Genomic DNA, 19,558 nt, shown 5'->3' with positions numbered 1-19,558 from the left:
ATAACGGCAGTGGTTAGCTGCACTCCGGACTAGCTTTCTGTTATCCTTCATCTAGAGCTTCTTACAGCCAAGGAAGCTCCTCTCTGAGAGATGGACTACAACATACTTGATCCTTCAACATGTTATCCAAAATATTCTATAAAGGGATTATAGCCACACGAAAAACGTTTGTCAATCAGAGGGGGCAGGTTCTTTCACTTTTTCGTGCATAAAATGATTCTTGGCATGAATAATGCTGACTTTTAGGACAACGAGAACAGGGACAGCAACAATCATTCCAAGGATTCCTCCAATTTCTCCGCCAGCTGTTAAAGCAACCATAATCATTAACGGGTGCATATGTAGGCTTTTACCCACGATATAGGGAGATAAAATATTTCCTTCTAAAAACTGCAGGACAAATACAATGGCAATGGTTATGATTACTAATTTTACTGAGCTGGTGGCCGCAATAATTACGGCGGGTACAGCCCCAATGATTGGCCCAAAATAAGGGATTACATTTGTGACCCCAATAATCATACCTAAAAGCAGAGGATACTTTAAATGAAAAACCCAAAATAGAATGGAGGAAAGACTCCCGATAATAAGACAAACTAGAAGCTGTCCTCGAATATAGCTTCCAAGAGATTCATCAATATCCTTAAGGAATCGTGTTCCTGTTCTACGCCATTTTTTAGGTGTTAAATACCATACTGCTCTTTTTATGAGGCCAAAATCCTTTAACATATAAAAAGCAATAAAAGGGATAATCATAATGGCAAACGCAAAATTCAAGAAGTTCAGCAGAGAATCGACAATCACATTAAGCAGTGAGTCTAATCTTTTTTCAAAACCAATGATTCCTTCGTTTAATTGGTCCTGAAGACCATCCGGCCATTCCCGCGTATGCGACTGAAGGTCTCTTATCCAGTTTCTGTATTGCTCAGCAAGAACGGGTGCACTTTCCGCAAGGTCTCTTACTTGTGATATAAATACAGGAATGCCTTTGTAAAGTGCTAAACCAATCCCGCCGAAAAAGAGAAAATATATCAGAAAGATTGCGAGTCCGCGATGCAAGCCTTTTTCATGAAGTTTTTCAACGATTGGGTGAAGTAAGTAGGTAATAAATCCTCCGATAAAAAAAGGCAGGATAATCACGATTGCTACCCTAACAATAGGCAGCCAAACAAACCTAATCTTTAAAAACACAAAAAGTGCGATGAGTAAAAGAAGCAAAAAACCGATTCGATAAAACCATTTAACCCGAATATCCAACGATACGTGCCTCCTTATTAACTTTATTCTTAGAGACAAATACCGGATTTATACATAGAGCAAAAATCCCCCTCTTTTAGGAGGGGGATACATCTTAGAATAAAGCACGTTTTACTTTTCTTGACATTCGTTTCATTTGACGGCCAGACATCATGTTGTTTCTCTGTGCAATATTATATGCCGCCACTCCAACACCAAATGCAACAACGGAAGTCATAACTTTATTCATACGTCTCACCTCTTCTGTAGTTTGACAGTGCTCTTTAGTTTTGTGCTTACTGTCTTCCTTCAGTACATAAGTGTTTCCACTTTATATGGTGTAACGACGCTCTTCTTCTTCAAACAAGTCATCTAAGGAACTGAGTGTACCATCTTCTTCGACTTGATGGGTATTGATTACGCCTTTGGCAAGAGACAATTCAATAAAACAATTCCAGCAATAATATTGGTTAATTCCAATCTTACCGATATCCTTGCTCTGACAATTGGGACACTTGAACATGAAAAGAACACCTCACGTATGATTTACGTCTACGATGATGGCATCCTTTCCGATCGCAGGGGGCTTCTCGGATTGTACAATCTGTTTCCCTTCTGTTATATCTGAAAAGAAACCATCCGTAATTTCGTACCCTACGATTGTGCCCAATTCTTCATGAAAATATACGTCCTGTAACAATCCAAGTGACTCTCCGCTCTTTGATAACAGCATTTTTCCACTTAGGGAGTGTTGGTGGTTTAATGTATATTCTGGATTTGTTTTAAGTTTTTCTAGGTGATTATCCTCTTCAATCATAACCCCATCCCAGCCAAAAGATGCTACATCTTGAATGTCCAGAAAGTAGGTTTGCTTAAAGAAAACGCCCTTCTTGACCAAAAGGCCTTTCACGACCCCTTCGTTACTGATACACAAATCAGTAACTTCACCAATTTTTTCTCCAGTACGGTTTTCAAAGACTGGCTGTCCTTTTAATAACGAAAATGTTCGCAAAGAGTGTCCCACCTCCTGTGAACATTTATAGTGTTAGTCATTCACCATGAAATCATAAGGTGAAGTGTTTTCCATGCCAATCATTGGATGCACCTGCATTAATTTTTCCTCCGCAGATAGGTCAGAATCCTGATCAGATTCTTCTTCTTTGGATGTTGTTCTGTTGACTGATATCATTTCTTGAAGCTTTGGAGATAGGGTCGTTTGCCTGCTTTGCTCATCTGCTCTTTCGACGCCCATTCTTAATGCTTCTTCCTCACCACAAAGGATTAAAGATTGTTTACTTCTAGTAATGGCTGTATAGATAAGGTTTCTTCGCAGCATTCGAAAATAGCTTCTGGTGATGGGAAGGATAACAATCGGGAACTCACTTCCCTGAGATTTATGTACCGAACAGCAGTAGGCATGCGTAATTTGGTTTAAGTCCTGTCGTGTATATTCGACTTCGTTTCCTTCGAAGGAAACGTATATCATATCTTGTTTTTCCGTATTTTCCTTTGCATAGATGATTGAAATGATTTCTCCAATATCTCCATTAAAAACATTACTTTCCGGCTGATTTACAAGCTGCAGGACCTTATCACCAATACGATATTTCACTTCACCAAATACAATTTCCTTCCGGGATCCATCCTGGTTGGGATTAAAAATTTCCTGCAATAAAACATTTAGGCGATCAATACCTGCAGGCCCTCTGTACATCGGTGCCAACACCTGTATATCCTTTGCTGAATATCCTTTACTCTTGGCATTCTGCGCAACTTTTTCAATCACCTGAGGAATTTGGACTGTTGAACATTTAATAAAAGAACGGTCTGGCTGCTTCATCGTAACATTCGCTGGTAAATAGCCTTTTTTAATATCATGTGCAAGTTCTATAATCGAAGACCCTTCAGCCTGACGATAAATATCCGTTAATCTTACGGTAGGAACAACCTCTGATCTCAATAAATCCTTCAGTACTTGGCCAGGACCTACAGACGGAAGCTGATCTTCATCACCAACTAGAATAACCTGAATGTTATCTGGCAGTGCTTTAAACAATTGATGTGCTAACCAGATATCTAACATAGAGGACTCATCCACAATAAGAATTTTGCCTTCCAATGGGCTGGCATCTTCAAGGTCAAATCCCTCTGTCCGATTAAAGCCGAGAAGGCGATGAATGGTTACGGCAGGAAGACCGGTTGATTCAGTCATCCTTTTGGCTGCTCTTCCTGTCGGGGCAGCGAGCAAAAATGGAAAGGGTTCATCCTTTTTATGATAGTCCTTTGGCTCTAATGAACAGCCATGCAGCTCAGCATATAGCTCAACAATCCCTTTAATAACAGTGGTTTTACCTGTACCAGGACCTCCTGTTAAAATTAGCATCGGAGACATTAAAGCTGTCTGGATGGCTTCTCTTTGGGTTGGTGCATATTGTACTTTTAGTCTTTCCTCAAGATTGCCTAACGCCAGCAAAAATTCTGATTCAGGAAATTGATCCTTGTATTGTGTTTGTTCGAGAATTTTTTTAATACTTGTGACAAGGCCTTTTTCTGCAAAATAAAGCGAAGGCAAATAAACCCGTTTTTCTTCACCTATTAATTTTCCTTCTTCTTCGAGTTTCACTATCTCTGTAGAAATATCGGTAAATTCAATTTGGTCGCGTTTATTTTCTTCCAACAGATTTTTAACCTGTATCAGTAAATCCTCCGCATGAACAAATACATGTCCTGTTTGCATACTCTCGTTTTCAAGTGAGTACAAACATGCCGCTTTAATCCTGTCTGGATGATTTCCAGAAATACCAAGCTGATAACCCAGCTCATCTGCCCTGCCAAAGCCAATCCCCTCGATATCCTCCACAAGCTTATAAGGGTTCTTTTGAATAATATCTAGGGTTTCATCTTTATAGGTCTGATACATTTTCATAGATAATTGCGGACCGAAGCCATATTGATTTAAGGCAACCATCACCTGCTCGAGGCCTTGATGCTCCATCAAAGTATCATAGAGCATTTTCGCCTTATCTGGAGGAAGCTTTGGAACAGAATCAAGCAGGGAGGGCTGATTTAAAATTTTCGTAATCGCGTTTTCTCCTAATGTTTCAACAATGTTTTCTGCTGTTTTCTTACCAATCCCTTTAAACAATTCACTTGATAAATATGCTGCCACACCTTGTTTTGTCTGCGGAATATCCTTACGAAAATGCTTGGTTTGGAATTGCATGCCAAACTTCGGATGGTCCTTAAATTCACCAAAGAAAATATAAGTTTCCTGCTCATGTATTTTTGGAAAATAGCCGGTGATTACCGCTTCCTTGTCATCATACTCATGATTGGTCTCTTCTACACGAATTCTTAATACCGTGTAAAGATTTTGCTCATTATGAAAAATGGTCACCAGATGTTTTCCTTTTACGAACTTTCCTTGCTCGGCAAATAAATCAAGTGAGCTTTGCTTATCCATGGGGTGCTTCCTCCTTTCTTTCTTTTTATGAAATTATCTTGCTGTTTCAATCAACTTTTTCGCGTGTCCTGCCAAAAGATGATCTGGCTGAATCTCGAGCGCTTTATCAAACATCGCTAAAGCTTTAGCTGTATTTTCTTTGAATGCATATGATACACCCAAATTATAATATGCATCACTATGTTCAGGATCTAATTCCAAACATTTCTCCAATTGAACAATTGCCTCATCGATTAATTCCAGCTGAGCGAGACAGAGACCATACTGAAAACGTGCTTCTGCATCCTCTTCATTTAGTTCTACACTTCTTTGGAGGTAAGGCAGTGCGAATTTACCCTGATCAAGCTGTACAAGGGTTAAACCCAGCATGAAATAATTATCACTGCTGTGCAGGCCTTTTTTCATTGCCAATTCAAACATATTTTTAGCCTGGTCAAACTTATCGTTGCTGAAATAAATAGTACCAGCACTATAATAAGCGGCTGCTGTATTTTCTTCTAATTGAATAGCTTTTTCGTAAAATTTCAATGCCTTCTCGTCATCACCGACAGCAGAAAGCACGTTACCAAAATTTATGTAAGCAATCGGGTCTGTTGGATTTTCCTCAATAACTTCATTAAAGATTTTCGCAGCCTCTTCCCACTTGCCTTCTTGCATGTATTGAACACCTAATTGGTTTTTATCCATGTTAATATCACTCCGTTCTAATTTTAGAGTATACCATAAATCAATCCATTTTCCGTATAGAAGGCGATAGTCTATTATTTACGAACAAAAAACCCGATTCCAGATGGAATCAGGGTCATTTTAACCGACATATGTTAAACGTTGTCCATTTTTATAAACTTCATCGATGGTACCGCCGCCAAGACATTCATCACCATTGTAAAATACAACAGCTTGTCCAGGAGTTACCGCACGAATGGGTTCGTCGAAGATAACTTTGACTTTATTGTCATCCATAATCTGTACCGTCACTTTACTATCTTCCTGACGATAACGGAACTTTGCTGTACATGCAAACTCTGCTGGTTTCTCTCGGTCAGAAACCCAGCTTACATTATCAGCAATGATTGAGTCCGAGTACAGCATTTCATTATGAAATCCTTGTCCAACATAAAGAATATTTCTTTTTAAATCCTTGCCAATCGCAAACCAGGGCTCGCCTGAACCGCCAATTCCTAATCCATGGCGCTGCCCAATAGTATGGTACATCAGGCCATCATGCCTGCCCTTGACCTCTCCATCCATTGTTTCCATGTTTCCTGGCTGAGCTGGAAGGTACTGACCAAGGAATTCTTTAAAGTTACGCTCCCCAATAAAGCAGATTCCTGTGCTGTCTTTTTTCGTCGCCGTCGCTAAATTAGCTTCTTTGGCAATTTCACGTACTCTTGACTTTTCGAGATTACCAATTGGGAACATGACTTTACTTAACTGTTCCTGATTCAATTGATTTAAGAAATACGTTTGGTCTTTATTCTCGTCTCTCCCGCGGAGCATTTTGTATTCTCCGTCACGGTATTCTACTTGAGCATAATGACCTGTAGCTAAATAATCGGCTCCTAATTTAACTGCATGCTCTAAAAAGGCTTTGAATTTTATTTCCTTATTACACATGACATCAGGGTTTGGAGTTCGACCAGCCTTATATTCATCTAAGAAATAGGTAAATACCTTGTCCCAGTATTGTTTTTCAAAGTTAACAGCATAATAGGGAATCCCAATCTGATTACAGACACGAATCACATCGTTATAGTCTTCAGTTGCCGTGCAGAATCCATTATCATCAGTATCATCCCAGTTCTTCATAAAGATTCCGATGACATCATAGCCTTGCTGTTTTAACAACAGCGCAGCAACTGAGGAGTCAACGCCTCCCGACATACCAACAACAACTCGTATATCCTTAGGTTCTCTTTTTTCCATTGTTCTCACCTCTCTAACCTTAAAAATGTCTCTCATTTATTTTTTCAGACGTGTTACAATTCTTGCTGTTTCATCAGCTGTTTTAATGATTTGGTCTTCAGTGGCAGTAAAACCAAAGCTAAAACGAATTGAATTGATCAATACATCTGATTCTTTACCAAACATGGCAACCAGGACGTGTGAAGGTTCAATTGAACCCGCAGTACAGGCAGAACCGCTTGAAACAGCTATTCCAGCTAAATCAAGGTTTACCAGCATTGCTTCCACGTTCGTTCCCGGAAAGCTTAAGTTTAATACATGTGGCAGTGAATGTTCAAGCAATCCGTTTATGGAAAAGTCTACATTTTGTTTATTCAATTGATTAATAAAGGTTTTCTTAAATCCTTGATACTTTTCTCTATTGCTTAAACGTTCTTCAGTTGCAATTTGTACGGCCGTCTGAAAACCGACAATTGCCGCTACATTTTCCGTACCAGCACGTCTTTTCCGTTCCTGCTCACCGCCATAAGCACGCGGGACTAATTTTACCTTATCACGTACATATAGGAATCCAGTCCCTTTAGGTCCGTTAATCTTATGGGCAGAAACGGATAATAAATCGACATTAAGCTCATTCACATCGATATCTTCAATCCCATAGGCCTGAACGGCATCAGTGTGAAACAAGGCCTGATGAGGTTTGAGAAGCCCGCCAATTTCCTTAATAGGCTGAATACTTCCTACTTCATTATTTCCGTACATAATAGAAACAAGAATAGTATCAGTCCTTAGAGCCTCACTGAGGTCATTAATAGAAACGATTCCTGTCTTATCTACAGGCAAATAGGTTACTTCGTATCCCATCTTTTCTAAGCGCTGACAGGCATGGAGTACAGCATGGTGTTCAACTTGAGTCGTAATGATATGCTTCCCTTTATGCTGATAGCTTTCAGCAACGCCAAATAAGGCCATATTATCTGCTTCTGTACCGCCGCTTGTAAAAACAATTTCATTTTCCTTAGCGCCAATACTCTTAGCCAAGGTTTCTCGTGCCAAGTCAATATAATGTCTTGCTTCTCTTCCGAATGAGTGAATACTGGATGGATTTCCATAGTTATGGTTCATAACCTCCATCATTTTTTCAATTACCCTAGGGTGCATCGGAGTGGTAGCAGCATGGTCGAGATAGATTCTTTCCATCGTTCCACCTTCAATCAAAATAATTCTCTATTCTACTTTTAACATTAAATGTAAAACATATAACCATCAATTTCCTCATCATTGCTATGACTTGCTAGATCTTCAAGAGTAGTATGGTCAAGAACGGATTTAATTGCATCACGTATACGTATCCAAAGCTCACGCTGTGCAGGCTCCTCATTCTCGATTCCTTCTACGAGTGTTATCGGTCCTTCTAGTACACGAATAACATCTCCTGCCGTTATTTTGGAAGGCGCATCCGCAAGGATATAACCGCCATAAGCACCACGGATACTTTTAACCAGACCAGCATTTCTTAATGGAGCAATCAGCTGCTCTAAATAATGTTCTGAAAGGTCGTTTGCTTGAGCAATAGACTTTAGTGAAGTTGGCCCCTCTCCATGATTTTTAGCAAGCTCAATCATGATCGTTAGACCATAGCGTCCTTTTGTTGATATTCTCATTTGTAACACCTCTATTATTTTATTTCACTTTTTATATACACAGTAATTTGATAGGCATTAGCAATTATATCATATTGTACTTTAATATGCTTTTCCAGGAGAAAATGGTAGAGTTAAAGGGAACTTATATTTGCTTGGAGAGATGGATTATGCAGCAGAAGCCGCTAGCATTTCGAATGCGACCTAGAACAATTGAAGAAGTCGTGGGACAACAGCACCTAGTGGCAGATGATAAAATCATTGCCCGGATGGTAAAAGCAAAACAGCTTACCTCGATGATACTATATGGACCGCCTGGTATAGGAAAAACCTCTATTGCCAGCGCCATCGCCGGCAGTACGAAATATGCGTTTCGTACGCTAAACGCAGTCACCAGCAACAAAAAAGACATGGAAATCGTCGCTGCTGAAGCAAAAATGTCAGGAAAAGTAATTCTGCTCCTCGATGAAGTCCATCGTCTTGATAAAGGAAAACAGGATTTCTTATTGCCTTTTTTAGAAAATGGAATGATTACACTCATTGGTGCAACCACCAGCAATCCTTATCATGCCATTAACCCTGCGATTCGGAGCAGGTGTCAAATTTTCGAACTCAAGCCTTTAACTCCAGACGAAGTTAAACAAGCATTATTCACTGCCCTAAAGGACGAGGAACGTGGTTACGGAAAGCTTAGAATAGAGATTACAGATGAGGCATTAACTCATTTTGCCACTGCATCGAACGGTGATGTCCGCAGTTCTTTAAATGCACTAGAACTGGCAGTTCTCTCAACCGACAAAGATGAAAAAGAAGTCATCCATATTGATTTAAAAACTGCTGAAGAATGCATGCAAAAGAAAAGTTATGGCTCCGATAAAGATGGTGATGGGCACTACGATGTCCTTTCTGCTTTTCAAAAATCAATTCGCGGAAGTGATGTAAATGCAGCTCTTCATTATCTCGGAAGATTAATTGAAGCCGGTGACCTACAAAGCATTAGCAGACGGTTACTCGTAATCGCCTACGAAGATGTTGGTCTTGCCAGTCCACAGGCAGGTGCACGGACATTAGCAGCAATTGAAACCTGTGAGAGAATCGGTTTTCCTGAGGCCAGAATTCCCTTGGCGAATGCCGTGATTGAGTTATGTTTATCACCTAAATCTAACTCTGCGGTAATAGCAATTAGCGAAGCTCTCGCAGATATTCAAAAAGGAAACATAGGGGAAGTGCCTGATCATTTGCGTGACGCTCATTATAAAGGCGCAAAAGAACTAGGAAGAGGAATAGGCTACCTCTATCCACATGATTATGAATCTGGCTGGGTTCCTCAACAATATCTTCCTAACAAACTAAAGAATAAACAATATTACCACCCCAAGAAAACCGGAAAATTTGAACAAGCTCTTGCAGCGGTTTACGAGAAATTAACTCGAAAAAAATAACCTCTGGAGAATCCCAGAGGTTTTCTTTTTAAGCAGCAACGTCTCTCTTTTTGAAAACATAGAAAGCCAAAAATTGAAAAATTACGAAGTAGATGATGAGCATAATGACAGAGAATGTCATCGTCATTCCCTCTAACAGAGGTGTTCCCTCGATATACTGCATTAAATTGGTATTAGCAAATAAAATGTATTTTGCCCAATCAAATTTCATAGATAGAAGAGCTGTAAATTGTCCTCCAGTGAACATTAAAAATAAAGATAACCCGATCGCTAATGAGCTGTTTCGGAAAACAGATGAAATCATGAATGCCATTGTTGACAGCATAATCATCTCAATCGAACCTAATCCATAATAATTTATTAAATAAACGACAATGTGCTGCTCTGTTACCCTTCCATTGAAATAATTCAAATACGGAAGTGTTTGCTCTGGCAGCCCAAATAGTAGTGCGCCAAGCAATGCTGAAAAACCAAATAAAATACCTACCATTAACAGTGCAAACAATAAAACAGTTAAATACTTTGATAATAATATTTTACTTCGATTTATGGGGCGGATTAGCAGCAGCTTAATCGTTCCCCAATTAAATTCACTGGCAACAATCCCAGCAGAGACCACAATCGTAAATAAACCTGCTAATAAAATAAGCTCTGAACTGTCTTTGACAAATGACCAAACATTATACTTTTCTCTAAATGGAATATCATGCTCAATCCTGTACTCATTGATGGCAATTTGTTTTTTATAATAATCCTGTTCCAGCTTTACTGGACTAGATTCTAATTGCTTTTTCAATGCTTCGTTTTCCTGCTGCAAGACTGGTTTCCATTCTTCGGTCACATTAGGTTCTTCTTCAACCAAATTATATTTCATAAATATCCCGGTGACAGAGACAATCACAACTAGTATCGCAATCATTACATATGTACCAGGTCTTCTGAATATTTTCATTAATTCATTACGAATTAAATTAATCATGATCGCTAGCCCCCTTTTCGGCCGTCACTTCAAGGAAGCGGTCCTCTAATGTTTTGGAAACTTCTCTAATTCCAAACACTTGAATATCTTCTTCAACAAACACCTTTACCATTGCAGGAACCTCGTCTTTTGCAAGTTCCATAGTAATACCATTTCGAGAATGTGTTACAGGGATTTTAGGAAAGTTGGTGTTCAGGAGGGTTATAGCTTTCTCACTAGGAATAACCTCAAACTCAAAGCTTGCACTAGTTCCGTGTACAAATTCCTGTATCATTTGAACATCAATGAGGCGTCCATTTTGGATAATCCCAATTCGATCACACATCATTTCCATTTCAGAAAGGATATGACTTGATACTATCACTGCCATATTTCTTTCCCTTGCAAGGCGACGGATGTAATCACGGATTTCTCTTATTCCTGCAGGATCTAGTCCGTTAGTCGGCTCGTCGAGAATCAACACCTTGGGATCATGCAAAAGGCATTGCGCCAATCCTAATCTTTGCCGCATGCCCAGGGAGTAGGTCTTGACTTTATCGTGGATTCGATCCGATAAGCCCACAAGTTTTACTGTCTCATCGATTTTTTCCTTCGAAATCCCTTTTACCATCCGCGCGTAATGTATAAGGTTTTGATAGCCGCTCAAAAATTTGTACATTTCCGGATTTTCAACGATGGCTCCGACATGTCCCACTGCGTCTTCAAACTTCATTTTTATACTGCTGCCACCTATCGTGATATCTCCTGAAGTAATATCCATCAAGCCAACAATCATTCGAATAGTGGTTGTTTTACCTGCTCCATTTGGTCCTAGAAATCCGAATACTTCACCTTTATTTACTTCAAAACTGATATTATCTATTATCGTTCTTCCTTTAATTACTTTTGTGACTTCTTTTAAAACTACAATTGATTCCAAACTACGACCCCCTCTCCCCATCAAGTTTAACCTATAACAGAGTATTATAAAATAAAAATCAGCCCCGATCATTGGAATCGGGGCTTGCTGCTATTTTTCGTCAGATACTCTTGTTATTTTGATATCTTTTAACAATTGCTGGACCACATAGCTTGCCATGATTAATCCGCAAGCCGATGGAACGAAGGCATTTGAGGATGGAGGCATTTGTGCTTTACGAATTGGTGCGTTCGCATTTCCAACCTCTTTCTTAACATCTTCACGAATAACAATCGGGCTTTCATCCGAAAAAACCACTGGAATCCCTTTGTGAATTCTTTCCTTACGAAGCTTCGTGCGAATTACTTTAGCAATTGGGTCAGTATGTGTCTTTGAAATATCTGCAATTTTGAAGCGAGTAGGGTCCATTTTGTTCGCTGCACCCATGCTTGAGATAATTGGGATATTTCTTTTTAGACATTCTTTCATTAGATGAATTTTATAAATAATGGTATCAGAAGCGTCTACGACGAAATCCAAGCCATAACTAAAAAATTGCTCATAGGTTTCTTCCGTATAAAACATTTTTAATGCGATAACTTCACAATCAGGATTAATATCTTTAATCCTATCTTTCATTAGTTCAGCTTTTGGTTGCCCAACGGTTGATAACAGTGCGATGAGCTGACGGTTTACGTTCGTAATATCAACTGTGTCTTTATCGACTAATATCAAACGGCCAACACCAGAGCGTGCTAGTGCTTCAGCAGCAAATGAGCCGACACCGCCAATGCCCAGTACTGCAACCGTACTGTTCTTCATGATATCTAGGCCTTCTTTGCCAATGGCAAGTTCATTACGAGAAAATTGATGCAGCATGTGGATCCTCCAGAAATTAAAATTCGACTTATCTATATCTTTTACCCTAAAAAAATATAACATACTCCCCTATAAATTCAAGTATTTCTATAGGAATTTAAGATCAGATAAAGTGGCAATATAGGAGCGTGCACAAAATCCCTTAGCTTGGAAGTGTAAATTATTTTGTGAACAAGATTAATATGCCTTATGTGTCCCGTTTTTTCCAAAGAGTCGGGCTTTTGGGCTCATGAACGCTTTATGAGACCCGTTTTTCCTGATGACACTTATTTTTGAGCTTCATGAACGCTTCATGAGACCCATTTTTTCCGATGACACTCATTTTTGGGCTTCATGAACGCTTCATGAGACCCATTTTTTCCGATGACTCTTATTTTTGGGCTTCATGAACGCTTCATGAGACCCATTTTTTCTGGTGTCATTTATTTTTGGGCTTCATGATCGCTTTATGAGACCCATTTTTTTTAATGACACTTACTTTTGGGCTTCATGAACGCTCCATGAGACCCGTTTTTCTCAATGACACTTATTTTCGGGCTTCATGAACGCCTTATGAGACCCATTTTTCCGATGACATTTATTTTTGGGCTTCATGAACGCTTCATGAGACCCGTTTTTCCTGATGCTACTTATTTTTGAGCCTCATGAACTCTTCATGGACCCATTTTTTCTGATGACACTTATTTCTGGGCTTCATGAACTCTTTATGAGACCCGTTTTTCTAACACCCCTGACACTACATTTACGGGCACAATTCAATGGTCAACATCCAGCGCAAATAAAAATAGCCTCCTGCATAGCAGGAGACTATTTTTATAAGGGTCCCAATGGTGCCGTCGGTTTAGTTCCTTCTTTTGATCCCGCCACTCTAGCAGGTGGGTGTCTTATTCCAAGTTTTTGTAAGTCCCTTTAACCGTATAGGTTGAGGCTTTTACGCAACTTGAAAACCCAGACTCCCGAAGAAATAATGTTGGTCAAAAGTTAGGTAATTCAACGAACATTTCAGGACACTTATTTGATTGACTTTATAATATCATAGATTGAAAAACCATTCAAGGTTTTATGAAAGCGTTTCATTCGTTTTTATTGGTAACATTTAGTGACAAATGAAGTTCTTTTAATTGGGCTTCAGAAACAGCACCAGGTGCATCCGTTAACAAGTCGCTTGCACTTGCCGTTTTTGGAAATGCAATGGTGTCACGCAGATTCGTACTTCCTGCCAGTAACATGACCAAACGGTCCAAACCAAGTGCAATCCCGCCATGCGGCGGTGTACCGTATTCAAAAGCATTTAACAAGAAACCAAATTGTTCTTGAGATTCTTCTGGTGTAAATCCAAGAACTTTAAACATTTTCTCCTGAACTGAACGTTCAAAAATACGTAAAGATCCGCCGCCAAGCTCATACCCATTTAAAACAAGGTCATAGGCCTGTGCGCGAACTCTAGCAGGGTCAGTGTCTAAATAAGGCAGGTCTTCTCTAACTGGCATCGTGAATGGATGATGGGCAGCATAGTAGCGGCCTTCTTCTTCCCCATACTCGAGTAACGGCCAATCAGTAATCCATAAGAAATTGAACTTGCTTTGGTCGATTAACCCTAAGTCTTTTCCAAGCTTTGAACGCAGTGCACCTAATGCATCAGCCACGACATTTTTCTTATCAGCCACGAATAGAAGCAGGTCACCCTCATTAGCATTTAATACAGATCTTAAAGCCTGTGAGTCTTCCTCTGCAAAGAACTTAGCAATCGGACCTTTTAAACCTTCTCCATCAACTTTGAGCCATGCAAGACCTTTTGCACCATATACAGATACAAATTCAGTCAGGGCGTCAATATCCTTACGAGAATACTTCTCCGCACCGCCAGTTACGTTAATAGCCTTTACTTGACCGCCATTTGCAACGGCAGCTGCAAAGACTTTAAAACCTGAATCTTTAACTACCTCGGAGAGATCTACGAGCTCAAGACCAAAACGTGTATCAGGCTTATCTGAACCAAAGCGGCTCATTGCCTCATCATAAGTCATTCTCGGGAATGGAGCCGGAATATCTAGACCTTTTACTTCCTTCATCAGCCCAGTCATCATTTTTTCCATCATTTCTAAGATATCCTCTTGACCAAGGAAACTAGTTTCAATATCAATCTGAGTAAATTCTGGCTGACGGTCAGCACGTAAGTCTTCATCACGGAAACAGCGTGCGATTTGATAGTAACGCTCAATTCCACCAAGCATTAGCAGCTGTTTGAACAACTGTGGTGATTGTGGAAGTGCATAGAACTCACCAGGATGAACACGGCTTGGTACTAGATAGTCACGCGCTCCCTCAGGAGTACTTTTCGTTAAGATCGGTGTTTCGATATCTAAGAATCCTTCAGAATCAAGGAAATCTCTAATTTGCTTAGTTACTTGATGACGCATTTTTAATGTTTCAAAAATCACTGGACGACGGAAATCTAGATAACGAAATTTAAGACGAATATCTTCTGATGCGTCCGTTTTATCCGTAATTGTAAATGGAGGTGTTTTTGCCTCATTTATAATGGTTACACTTTCTGCCTGAACTTCAATTTTCCCAGTTTTTAAATTAGGATTTATTGTTCCATCCTCACGGGCAATAACTGTTCCTTGGATATCTAAAACATACTCACTTCGAATTTTCTCAGCCGTAGCAAGAGCTTCTTTCGATACATCCGGATTAAAAACAACCTGGACGATACCTGAGCGGTCACGCAAATCGATAAAAATTAATCCGCCTAGGTCCCGGCGCTTTGAAACCCAGCCTTTAAGATTTACTTTTTCACCAATGGCTGTCTCTGGTACATCGCCACAAAAATACGTTCTCCCATACATGAAGATCCTCTCCTCTTATCTCTCAAGTTCTTGAAAATACTCTACAAATCGTGTTAACTCAATTTCCATCTGCTCACCTGTAGCCATATTTTTTAGATTAATTTTATTATTAGTAAGTTCATCATCACCGAGAACGGCAACATATTTCGCATTCAATCGGTCAGCTGCTTTAAATTGTGCTTTAATTTTTCGATTAAGATAATCTCTCTCGGCAGAAACACCAGCAAGCCTTAACTTCTGCAGAAGTCCTACTGTATAATCCTTTGCTTCTTCACCAAGGGAGGCGATATAGCAATCAATGCCCTTATTGATTTCAAGTTCAATTCCCTCAGCAGTTAATGCTGCAATGAAGCGCTCAATACTCATCGCAAATCCAATTCCCGGAGTTTCCGGTCCGCCCATTTCTTCAGCAAGACCATTATAACGACCGCCGCCGCACAATGTGGTTATGGCACCAAAGCCTTCGGCGTCACTCATTATTTCAAATGCAGTGTGATTGTAATAATCCAAGCCGCGAACCAGGTTCGGATCCACTACAAACGGTATATCCAGCTGGGTTAAGTAGTTTTGTAATTTTTCAAAATATGCCTTAGAGTCATCGTTTAGATAATCAATAATTGATGGTGCAGATTTCATTAATTCGTGATTGTGATCCTGTTTGCAGTCAAGAATTCGCAATGGATTTTTCTCCAAACGGTTTTGACAATCGTGACAAAACTCTCCGATTCTTGGTTGAAAGTGATTAATTAATGCATTGCGGTGAGCGGTTCTGCTCTCCTTATCACCAAGACTATTGATGACGAGTTTTAGCTTCTTTAAGCCCATTTCCTTGTATAAATTCATAGCAAGAGAAATAACCTCTGCATCAATCGCTGGATCGTTGCTGCCCAATGCTTCAATACCAAATTGTACAAACTGACGGAAGCGTCCTGCTTGAGGGCGTTCGTAACGGAACATCGGTCCCATATAATAAAGCTTTACAGGCTGATTTGGATAGCCAAACATCTTTTTCTCAACAAATGACCTTACCACCGCTGCTGTACCTTCTGGTCTTAGCGTAAGGCTGCGGCCGCCGCGGTCATCAAATGTGTACATTTCTTTTTGGACAATATCAGTAGTATCGCCGACGCCCCTCGCGAAGAGATCTGTGTGTTCAAAAATTGGAGTCCGAATTTCTTGATATTGATATTTTTCGCAAAGCTCTCTTGCTTTTGCTTCAATCAGCTGCCATTTTTCTACCTCTCCAGGTAGAATATCCTGCGTGCCTCTTGGAATGCTAATCGACATAACAGTATTTCCTCCTTACGGTTACTTTTTTATGTAAAACAGTCTATAAAAACAAAAAACTCCCGTCCCTTGTAATAAATACAAGGGACGAGAGTTATATTCCCGCGGTGCCACCCTAGTTGAAGGCATAAACACTCTATGCACTTCCTCTTTTACAGTTAACGCCTGCATACGTTCTTCTCCTAGTAGAGGTGGACAGAAGTGGAATTATTCCAACTAAAGTATCCTTTTTCAGAGAGAAGCCTACGGAGTGTTCATTCATTAAGTACCATGTAGAAATGCTTTCAGCCCAGGGCATTTCCTCTCTTGCCATGCTTCACCTTAATTACTATGCTCCATCATTGGTTATAGCCATGTATTTTATTTATATAATATTACGGAGCATTGAATCCAATGTCAAGAAGGAATTATGATCTTTCTAAATGTTTTTTCAACTTTCTAACATCGCCGATCGTTAATCCAAATTCGGAGGCAAGCTCAAACGTCGTATTATGCTGTTCACTTTGAATAAAATCATGAAAATCAACACCGAAAAGCCTGCTGTCCATAGATTGGACGCTATTTCCTTTATCGCTCGATCTCATCACCCATCACCTCGTATCATACTCACTATAGTTCTTATTATTTCCATTGATCGCAAAAACTTACATGTGCTTGAAGATTTTTAAAATAGTAGATATTTTACATTTAAGGAATGATTTCCTTATCCTTTTACGATAAAATGAAAGATATTACGAAGGGAGAGAGAGGATGATTAGGAGAATCTTACTTCTGATAGTTTGTCTTACGCTGTATTTTGCCGTTTTTCCCCCTCAAAATAGCGGGGTGGCTGCAAACGATTCAGTTACCATCTCAGAGGATTCGGTAAACATCCGCAGTGGTCCAAGCTTAAGCTATCAGCTTGTAAAGCAAGTAAAAAAGGGCGAAAAATATAGCATAATTAAGGAAAAGGGAGATTGGATACAAATCCAGCTTTCAGCTGCGAAAACAGGCTGGGTGGCCAACTGGGTTGTCACGAGATCCTCTAGCGGATCAACTGCCAGCAAATCTAGCAATTCAAAAAAAATGACTGCCCAAGCCAATACTGATCAGTTACGAGTGCGTTCGGGGCCAGGAATAAGCTTCCGTATCATAGGTTCCTTAAATATGGGACAAGCCGTCTCTATTCTCGAGGAAAATGAAAACTGGCTGAAAATCTCTGCAGCAATTGGCGAAGGCTGGGTTGCACGAGAATATATTGATAGTAAAACTAGTAATAGCAATAATTCAATAAAAGAAGAAAATAATAGTAAATCCATCGGAAGCGGTATTGTCACAGATACTTTAAATATTCGAAAAGAACCATCCAACACAGGTTCTGTTATCGGAAAAATATCAAAAGGGACATCCATTACTGTTTTTTCAAAAAAGAATAATTGGCTGGAAATTAAGTACTCAGGTCAACGCGCATGGGTAAGCAGTGATTTTGTTCAAATGGGGTCTCAAAGTCAGCAAAGCAGCAAAGCTGAAAGTATTGGGACAGTGACAGCCAGCAATCTCAGCGTTCGTCAAAGTTCTTCCTTAAATTCTGAAATTATCGGTTCCGTCTCTAAGGGCCAAAAGTTCACCATTCTTGAAGAAGTGAACGATTGGGTTAAAATCGAATTTCAACCTGGAAATATAGGCTGGGCGGCCGGCTGGTATTTTAATAAGGATAATGTGAAATCGAGCCAAATTGCCAAAGATAGCAAGGTAACAATCTTACATAGCGGCACCAATATTAGAAAGGACCCTACTACCCAATCGAATGTTGTTCAAAGAGCAAAAGAAGGAGAGTCCTTTCCAATTATAAGTGTCGAAAATGATTGGTATGAAATAAAATTGTCAAACGGTACAAATGGATTTATTGCAGGCTGGCTTGTAACAACTAATGGCAAAGGGCCAGGTATTGAAAAACAAGGGGCAGCTGGTCATCTAAAATATAAGACCATTGTCATTGATCCTGGGCATGGAGGGATTGACAATGGCGCGACTGGCGCAAGTGGTACACTAGAAAAAGAACTTACGCTAAGAACGGCTCAGCTTTTATCTGATAAGCTAAAAGCTGCGGGGGCAAATGTACTTCTGACACGAAGTAATGATTCGTATCTTCCGCTTCCATCCAGGGTAAGGCTGGCCAGTGTTCATCAGTCTGATGCCTTTATCAGCTTACATTATGATAGTAACCTGGACCGAAGCATACGCGGGATGACAGGCTACTACTATCATTCATATCAAAAGAAACTTGCTGAGTATGTTTATAATGGAGCCAATTCTCAGACCAGGCTAAAAAGTCGTGGTGTCCGTTCTGGTGATTACCATGTCGTTCGTGAAAATCAAAGAGCGGCAGTACTTATGGAATTGGGCTACCTAAGTAATTCAGCCGAAGAAATGACATTAAATTCTGGGCAATTTCAAGAAAATGCAGCAAGTGGAATCTATAACGGATTAGCTAGATACTTTAAAGAACAATAAAAAAATGCTTGGCAGCTATTAAAGTGCCAAGCATTTTTCATCCTTTACTCTCTACAATTAATGTCACGGGGCCATCATTGATTAATTCAACATCCATCATCGCACCAAAGATCCCTGTTTCAACCTTGATATCTTTTTTACGTAATAAAGAATTAAATCTCTCATAAAGTTGATTGGCCTGCTCCGGTCTTGCGGCTTCCATGAAATTAGGTCTTCTCCCTTTGCGGCAATCACCATACAAGGTGAATTGAGAAACAGAAAGAATTTCACCGCCAACATCTAATAATGATAAATTCATCTTTCCAGCATCGTCTTCAAAAATCCGCAAATTTGCAATTTTATCAGCCAAGAAGACTGCGTCCTCTTCTTTATCATCATGTGTCACACCGACAAGAAGGACGAGTCCCTTAGAAATCTGGCCTGTAATTTCTCCGTTTACCGTTACCTTTGCATTCTTACTGCGCTGTACCACAACTCGCAT

General features: G+C 39.8%; 18 protein-coding genes, 1 other RNA gene and 2 other annotated features (1 of these 21 running past the window's edge). Of the genes, 2 read left to right on the top strand and 17 right to left on the bottom strand.

The features are described 5' to 3' along the window. Window positions 1-127 (bottom strand) — a binding site (T-box leader); it reaches 90 nt to the left of the window's first position. Between the two features lie 44 nt (window positions 128-171). From H0184_RS12990 to cymR, 9 genes are all read right to left on the bottom strand, one after another. Continuing rightward, the gene (locus H0184_RS12990) at window positions 172-1,257 is read right to left on the bottom strand and encodes an AI-2E family transporter (RefSeq protein WP_221825728.1); all 1,086 of its coding nucleotides are present in this window, start codon (window positions 1,255-1,257) and stop codon (window positions 172-174) included. A 94-nt stretch (window positions 1,258-1,351) separates the two neighbouring features. Next, entirely contained in the window at window positions 1,352-1,486 is a 135-nt protein-coding gene (locus H0184_RS12985) for a YrzQ family protein (RefSeq protein ID WP_221825725.1), read from the bottom strand. An 81-nt stretch (window positions 1,487-1,567) separates the two neighbouring features. Next, a complete protein-coding gene (locus H0184_RS12980; protein WP_221825722.1) occupies window positions 1,568-1,759 on the bottom strand; it encodes a hypothetical protein in 192 nt (63 codons plus the stop codon). Window positions 1,760-1,771: 12 nt separating this feature from the next. Continuing rightward, the gene (locus H0184_RS12975; protein WP_221825720.1) at window positions 1,772-2,248 is read right to left on the bottom strand and encodes a PRC-barrel domain-containing protein; all 477 of its coding nucleotides are present in this window, start codon (window positions 2,246-2,248) and stop codon (window positions 1,772-1,774) included. A gap of 33 nt (window positions 2,249-2,281) precedes the next feature. Next, entirely contained in the window at window positions 2,282-4,699 is a 2,418-nt protein-coding gene (recD2, locus tag H0184_RS12970; RefSeq protein WP_221825718.1) for an SF1B family DNA helicase RecD2, read from the bottom strand. A 33-nt stretch (window positions 4,700-4,732) separates the two neighbouring features. Then, on the bottom strand, window positions 4,733-5,386 hold the full coding sequence (locus H0184_RS12965) for a tetratricopeptide repeat protein (RefSeq protein WP_221825716.1): 654 nt from the start codon (window positions 5,384-5,386) through the stop codon (window positions 4,733-4,735). Window positions 5,387-5,506: 120 nt separating this feature from the next. Continuing rightward, the gene (mnmA, locus tag H0184_RS12960; RefSeq protein WP_221825713.1) at window positions 5,507-6,625 is read right to left on the bottom strand and encodes a tRNA 2-thiouridine(34) synthase MnmA; all 1,119 of its coding nucleotides are present in this window, start codon (window positions 6,623-6,625) and stop codon (window positions 5,507-5,509) included. A gap of 36 nt (window positions 6,626-6,661) precedes the next feature. Beyond that, entirely contained in the window at window positions 6,662-7,804 is a 1,143-nt protein-coding gene (locus tag H0184_RS12955) for a cysteine desulfurase family protein (RefSeq protein ID WP_221825710.1), read from the bottom strand. Between the two features lie 44 nt (window positions 7,805-7,848). Next, the gene (gene cymR / locus H0184_RS12950) at window positions 7,849-8,268 is read right to left on the bottom strand and encodes a cysteine metabolism transcriptional regulator CymR (RefSeq protein WP_221825705.1); all 420 of its coding nucleotides are present in this window, start codon (window positions 8,266-8,268) and stop codon (window positions 7,849-7,851) included. A 149-nt stretch (window positions 8,269-8,417) separates the two neighbouring features. On the opposite strand from cymR, the gene H0184_RS12945 reads away from it, so the two are divergent. Next, window positions 8,418-9,689 carry a replication-associated recombination protein A gene (locus tag H0184_RS12945; protein WP_221825703.1) on the top strand — a complete coding sequence of 424 codons (1,272 nt, stop codon included), beginning with the start codon at window positions 8,418-8,420 and terminating at the stop codon, window positions 9,687-9,689. A 28-nt stretch (window positions 9,690-9,717) separates the two neighbouring features. Here the strand turns inward: H0184_RS12945 and H0184_RS12940 are convergent, their stop codons facing one another. From H0184_RS12940 to H0184_RS12910, 7 genes are all read right to left on the bottom strand, one after another. Next, window positions 9,718-10,668 (bottom strand): ABC transporter permease, encoded by a 951-nt coding sequence (locus tag H0184_RS12940; RefSeq protein WP_221825700.1) that lies wholly within the window; start codon window positions 10,666-10,668, stop codon window positions 9,718-9,720. Beyond that, the gene (locus H0184_RS12935) at window positions 10,661-11,587 is read right to left on the bottom strand and encodes an ABC transporter ATP-binding protein (RefSeq protein ID WP_221825697.1); all 927 of its coding nucleotides are present in this window, start codon (window positions 11,585-11,587) and stop codon (window positions 10,661-10,663) included. The genes H0184_RS12940 and H0184_RS12935 overlap by 8 nt, the downstream gene beginning before the upstream one ends. A gap of 90 nt (window positions 11,588-11,677) precedes the next feature. Next, window positions 11,678-12,445, bottom strand: a complete 768-nt coding sequence (locus tag H0184_RS12930) for a tRNA threonylcarbamoyladenosine dehydratase (protein WP_221825685.1) — start codon at window positions 12,443-12,445, stop codon at window positions 11,678-11,680. A gap of 817 nt (window positions 12,446-13,262) precedes the next feature. Continuing rightward, a non-coding RNA gene (gene ssrS, locus H0184_RS12925) (6S RNA) lies at window positions 13,263-13,457 on the bottom strand. A 61-nt stretch (window positions 13,458-13,518) separates the two neighbouring features. After that, the gene (aspS, locus tag H0184_RS12920; protein ID WP_221825683.1) at window positions 13,519-15,297 is read right to left on the bottom strand and encodes an aspartate--tRNA ligase; all 1,779 of its coding nucleotides are present in this window, start codon (window positions 15,295-15,297) and stop codon (window positions 13,519-13,521) included. A 15-nt stretch (window positions 15,298-15,312) separates the two neighbouring features. Then, window positions 15,313-16,584: a histidine--tRNA ligase gene (gene hisS / locus H0184_RS12915; RefSeq protein WP_221825681.1), complete on the bottom strand. Its 1,272-nt coding sequence runs from the start codon at window positions 16,582-16,584 to the stop codon at window positions 15,313-15,315. 80 nt (window positions 16,585-16,664) lie between these two features. After that, window positions 16,665-16,935, bottom strand: a binding site (T-box leader). A 56-nt stretch (window positions 16,936-16,991) separates the two neighbouring features. Continuing rightward, window positions 16,992-17,168 carry a hypothetical protein gene (locus H0184_RS12910; RefSeq protein WP_221825678.1) on the bottom strand — a complete coding sequence of 59 codons (177 nt, stop codon included), beginning with the start codon at window positions 17,166-17,168 and terminating at the stop codon, window positions 16,992-16,994. Window positions 17,169-17,334: 166 nt separating this feature from the next. Here H0184_RS12910 and H0184_RS12905 point away from each other — a divergent pair, with 166 nt between their 5' ends. After that, window positions 17,335-19,077 carry an SH3 domain-containing protein gene (locus tag H0184_RS12905; RefSeq protein ID WP_221825651.1) on the top strand — a complete coding sequence of 581 codons (1,743 nt, stop codon included), beginning with the start codon at window positions 17,335-17,337 and terminating at the stop codon, window positions 19,075-19,077. A 37-nt stretch (window positions 19,078-19,114) separates the two neighbouring features. Here H0184_RS12905 and dtd read toward each other — a convergent pair whose 3' ends face one another. Next, entirely contained in the window at window positions 19,115-19,558 is a 444-nt protein-coding gene (gene dtd, locus H0184_RS12900) for a D-aminoacyl-tRNA deacylase (protein WP_221825649.1), read from the bottom strand.

This window comes from Neobacillus niacini (genome assembly GCF_019749295.1).
Classification (GTDB): domain Bacteria; phylum Bacillota; class Bacilli; order Bacillales; family Cytobacillaceae; genus Neobacillus; species Neobacillus niacini_D.
Note: the sequence above shows the minus strand (reverse complement) of the source record. Positions and strands in the feature narration are given on the sequence as shown.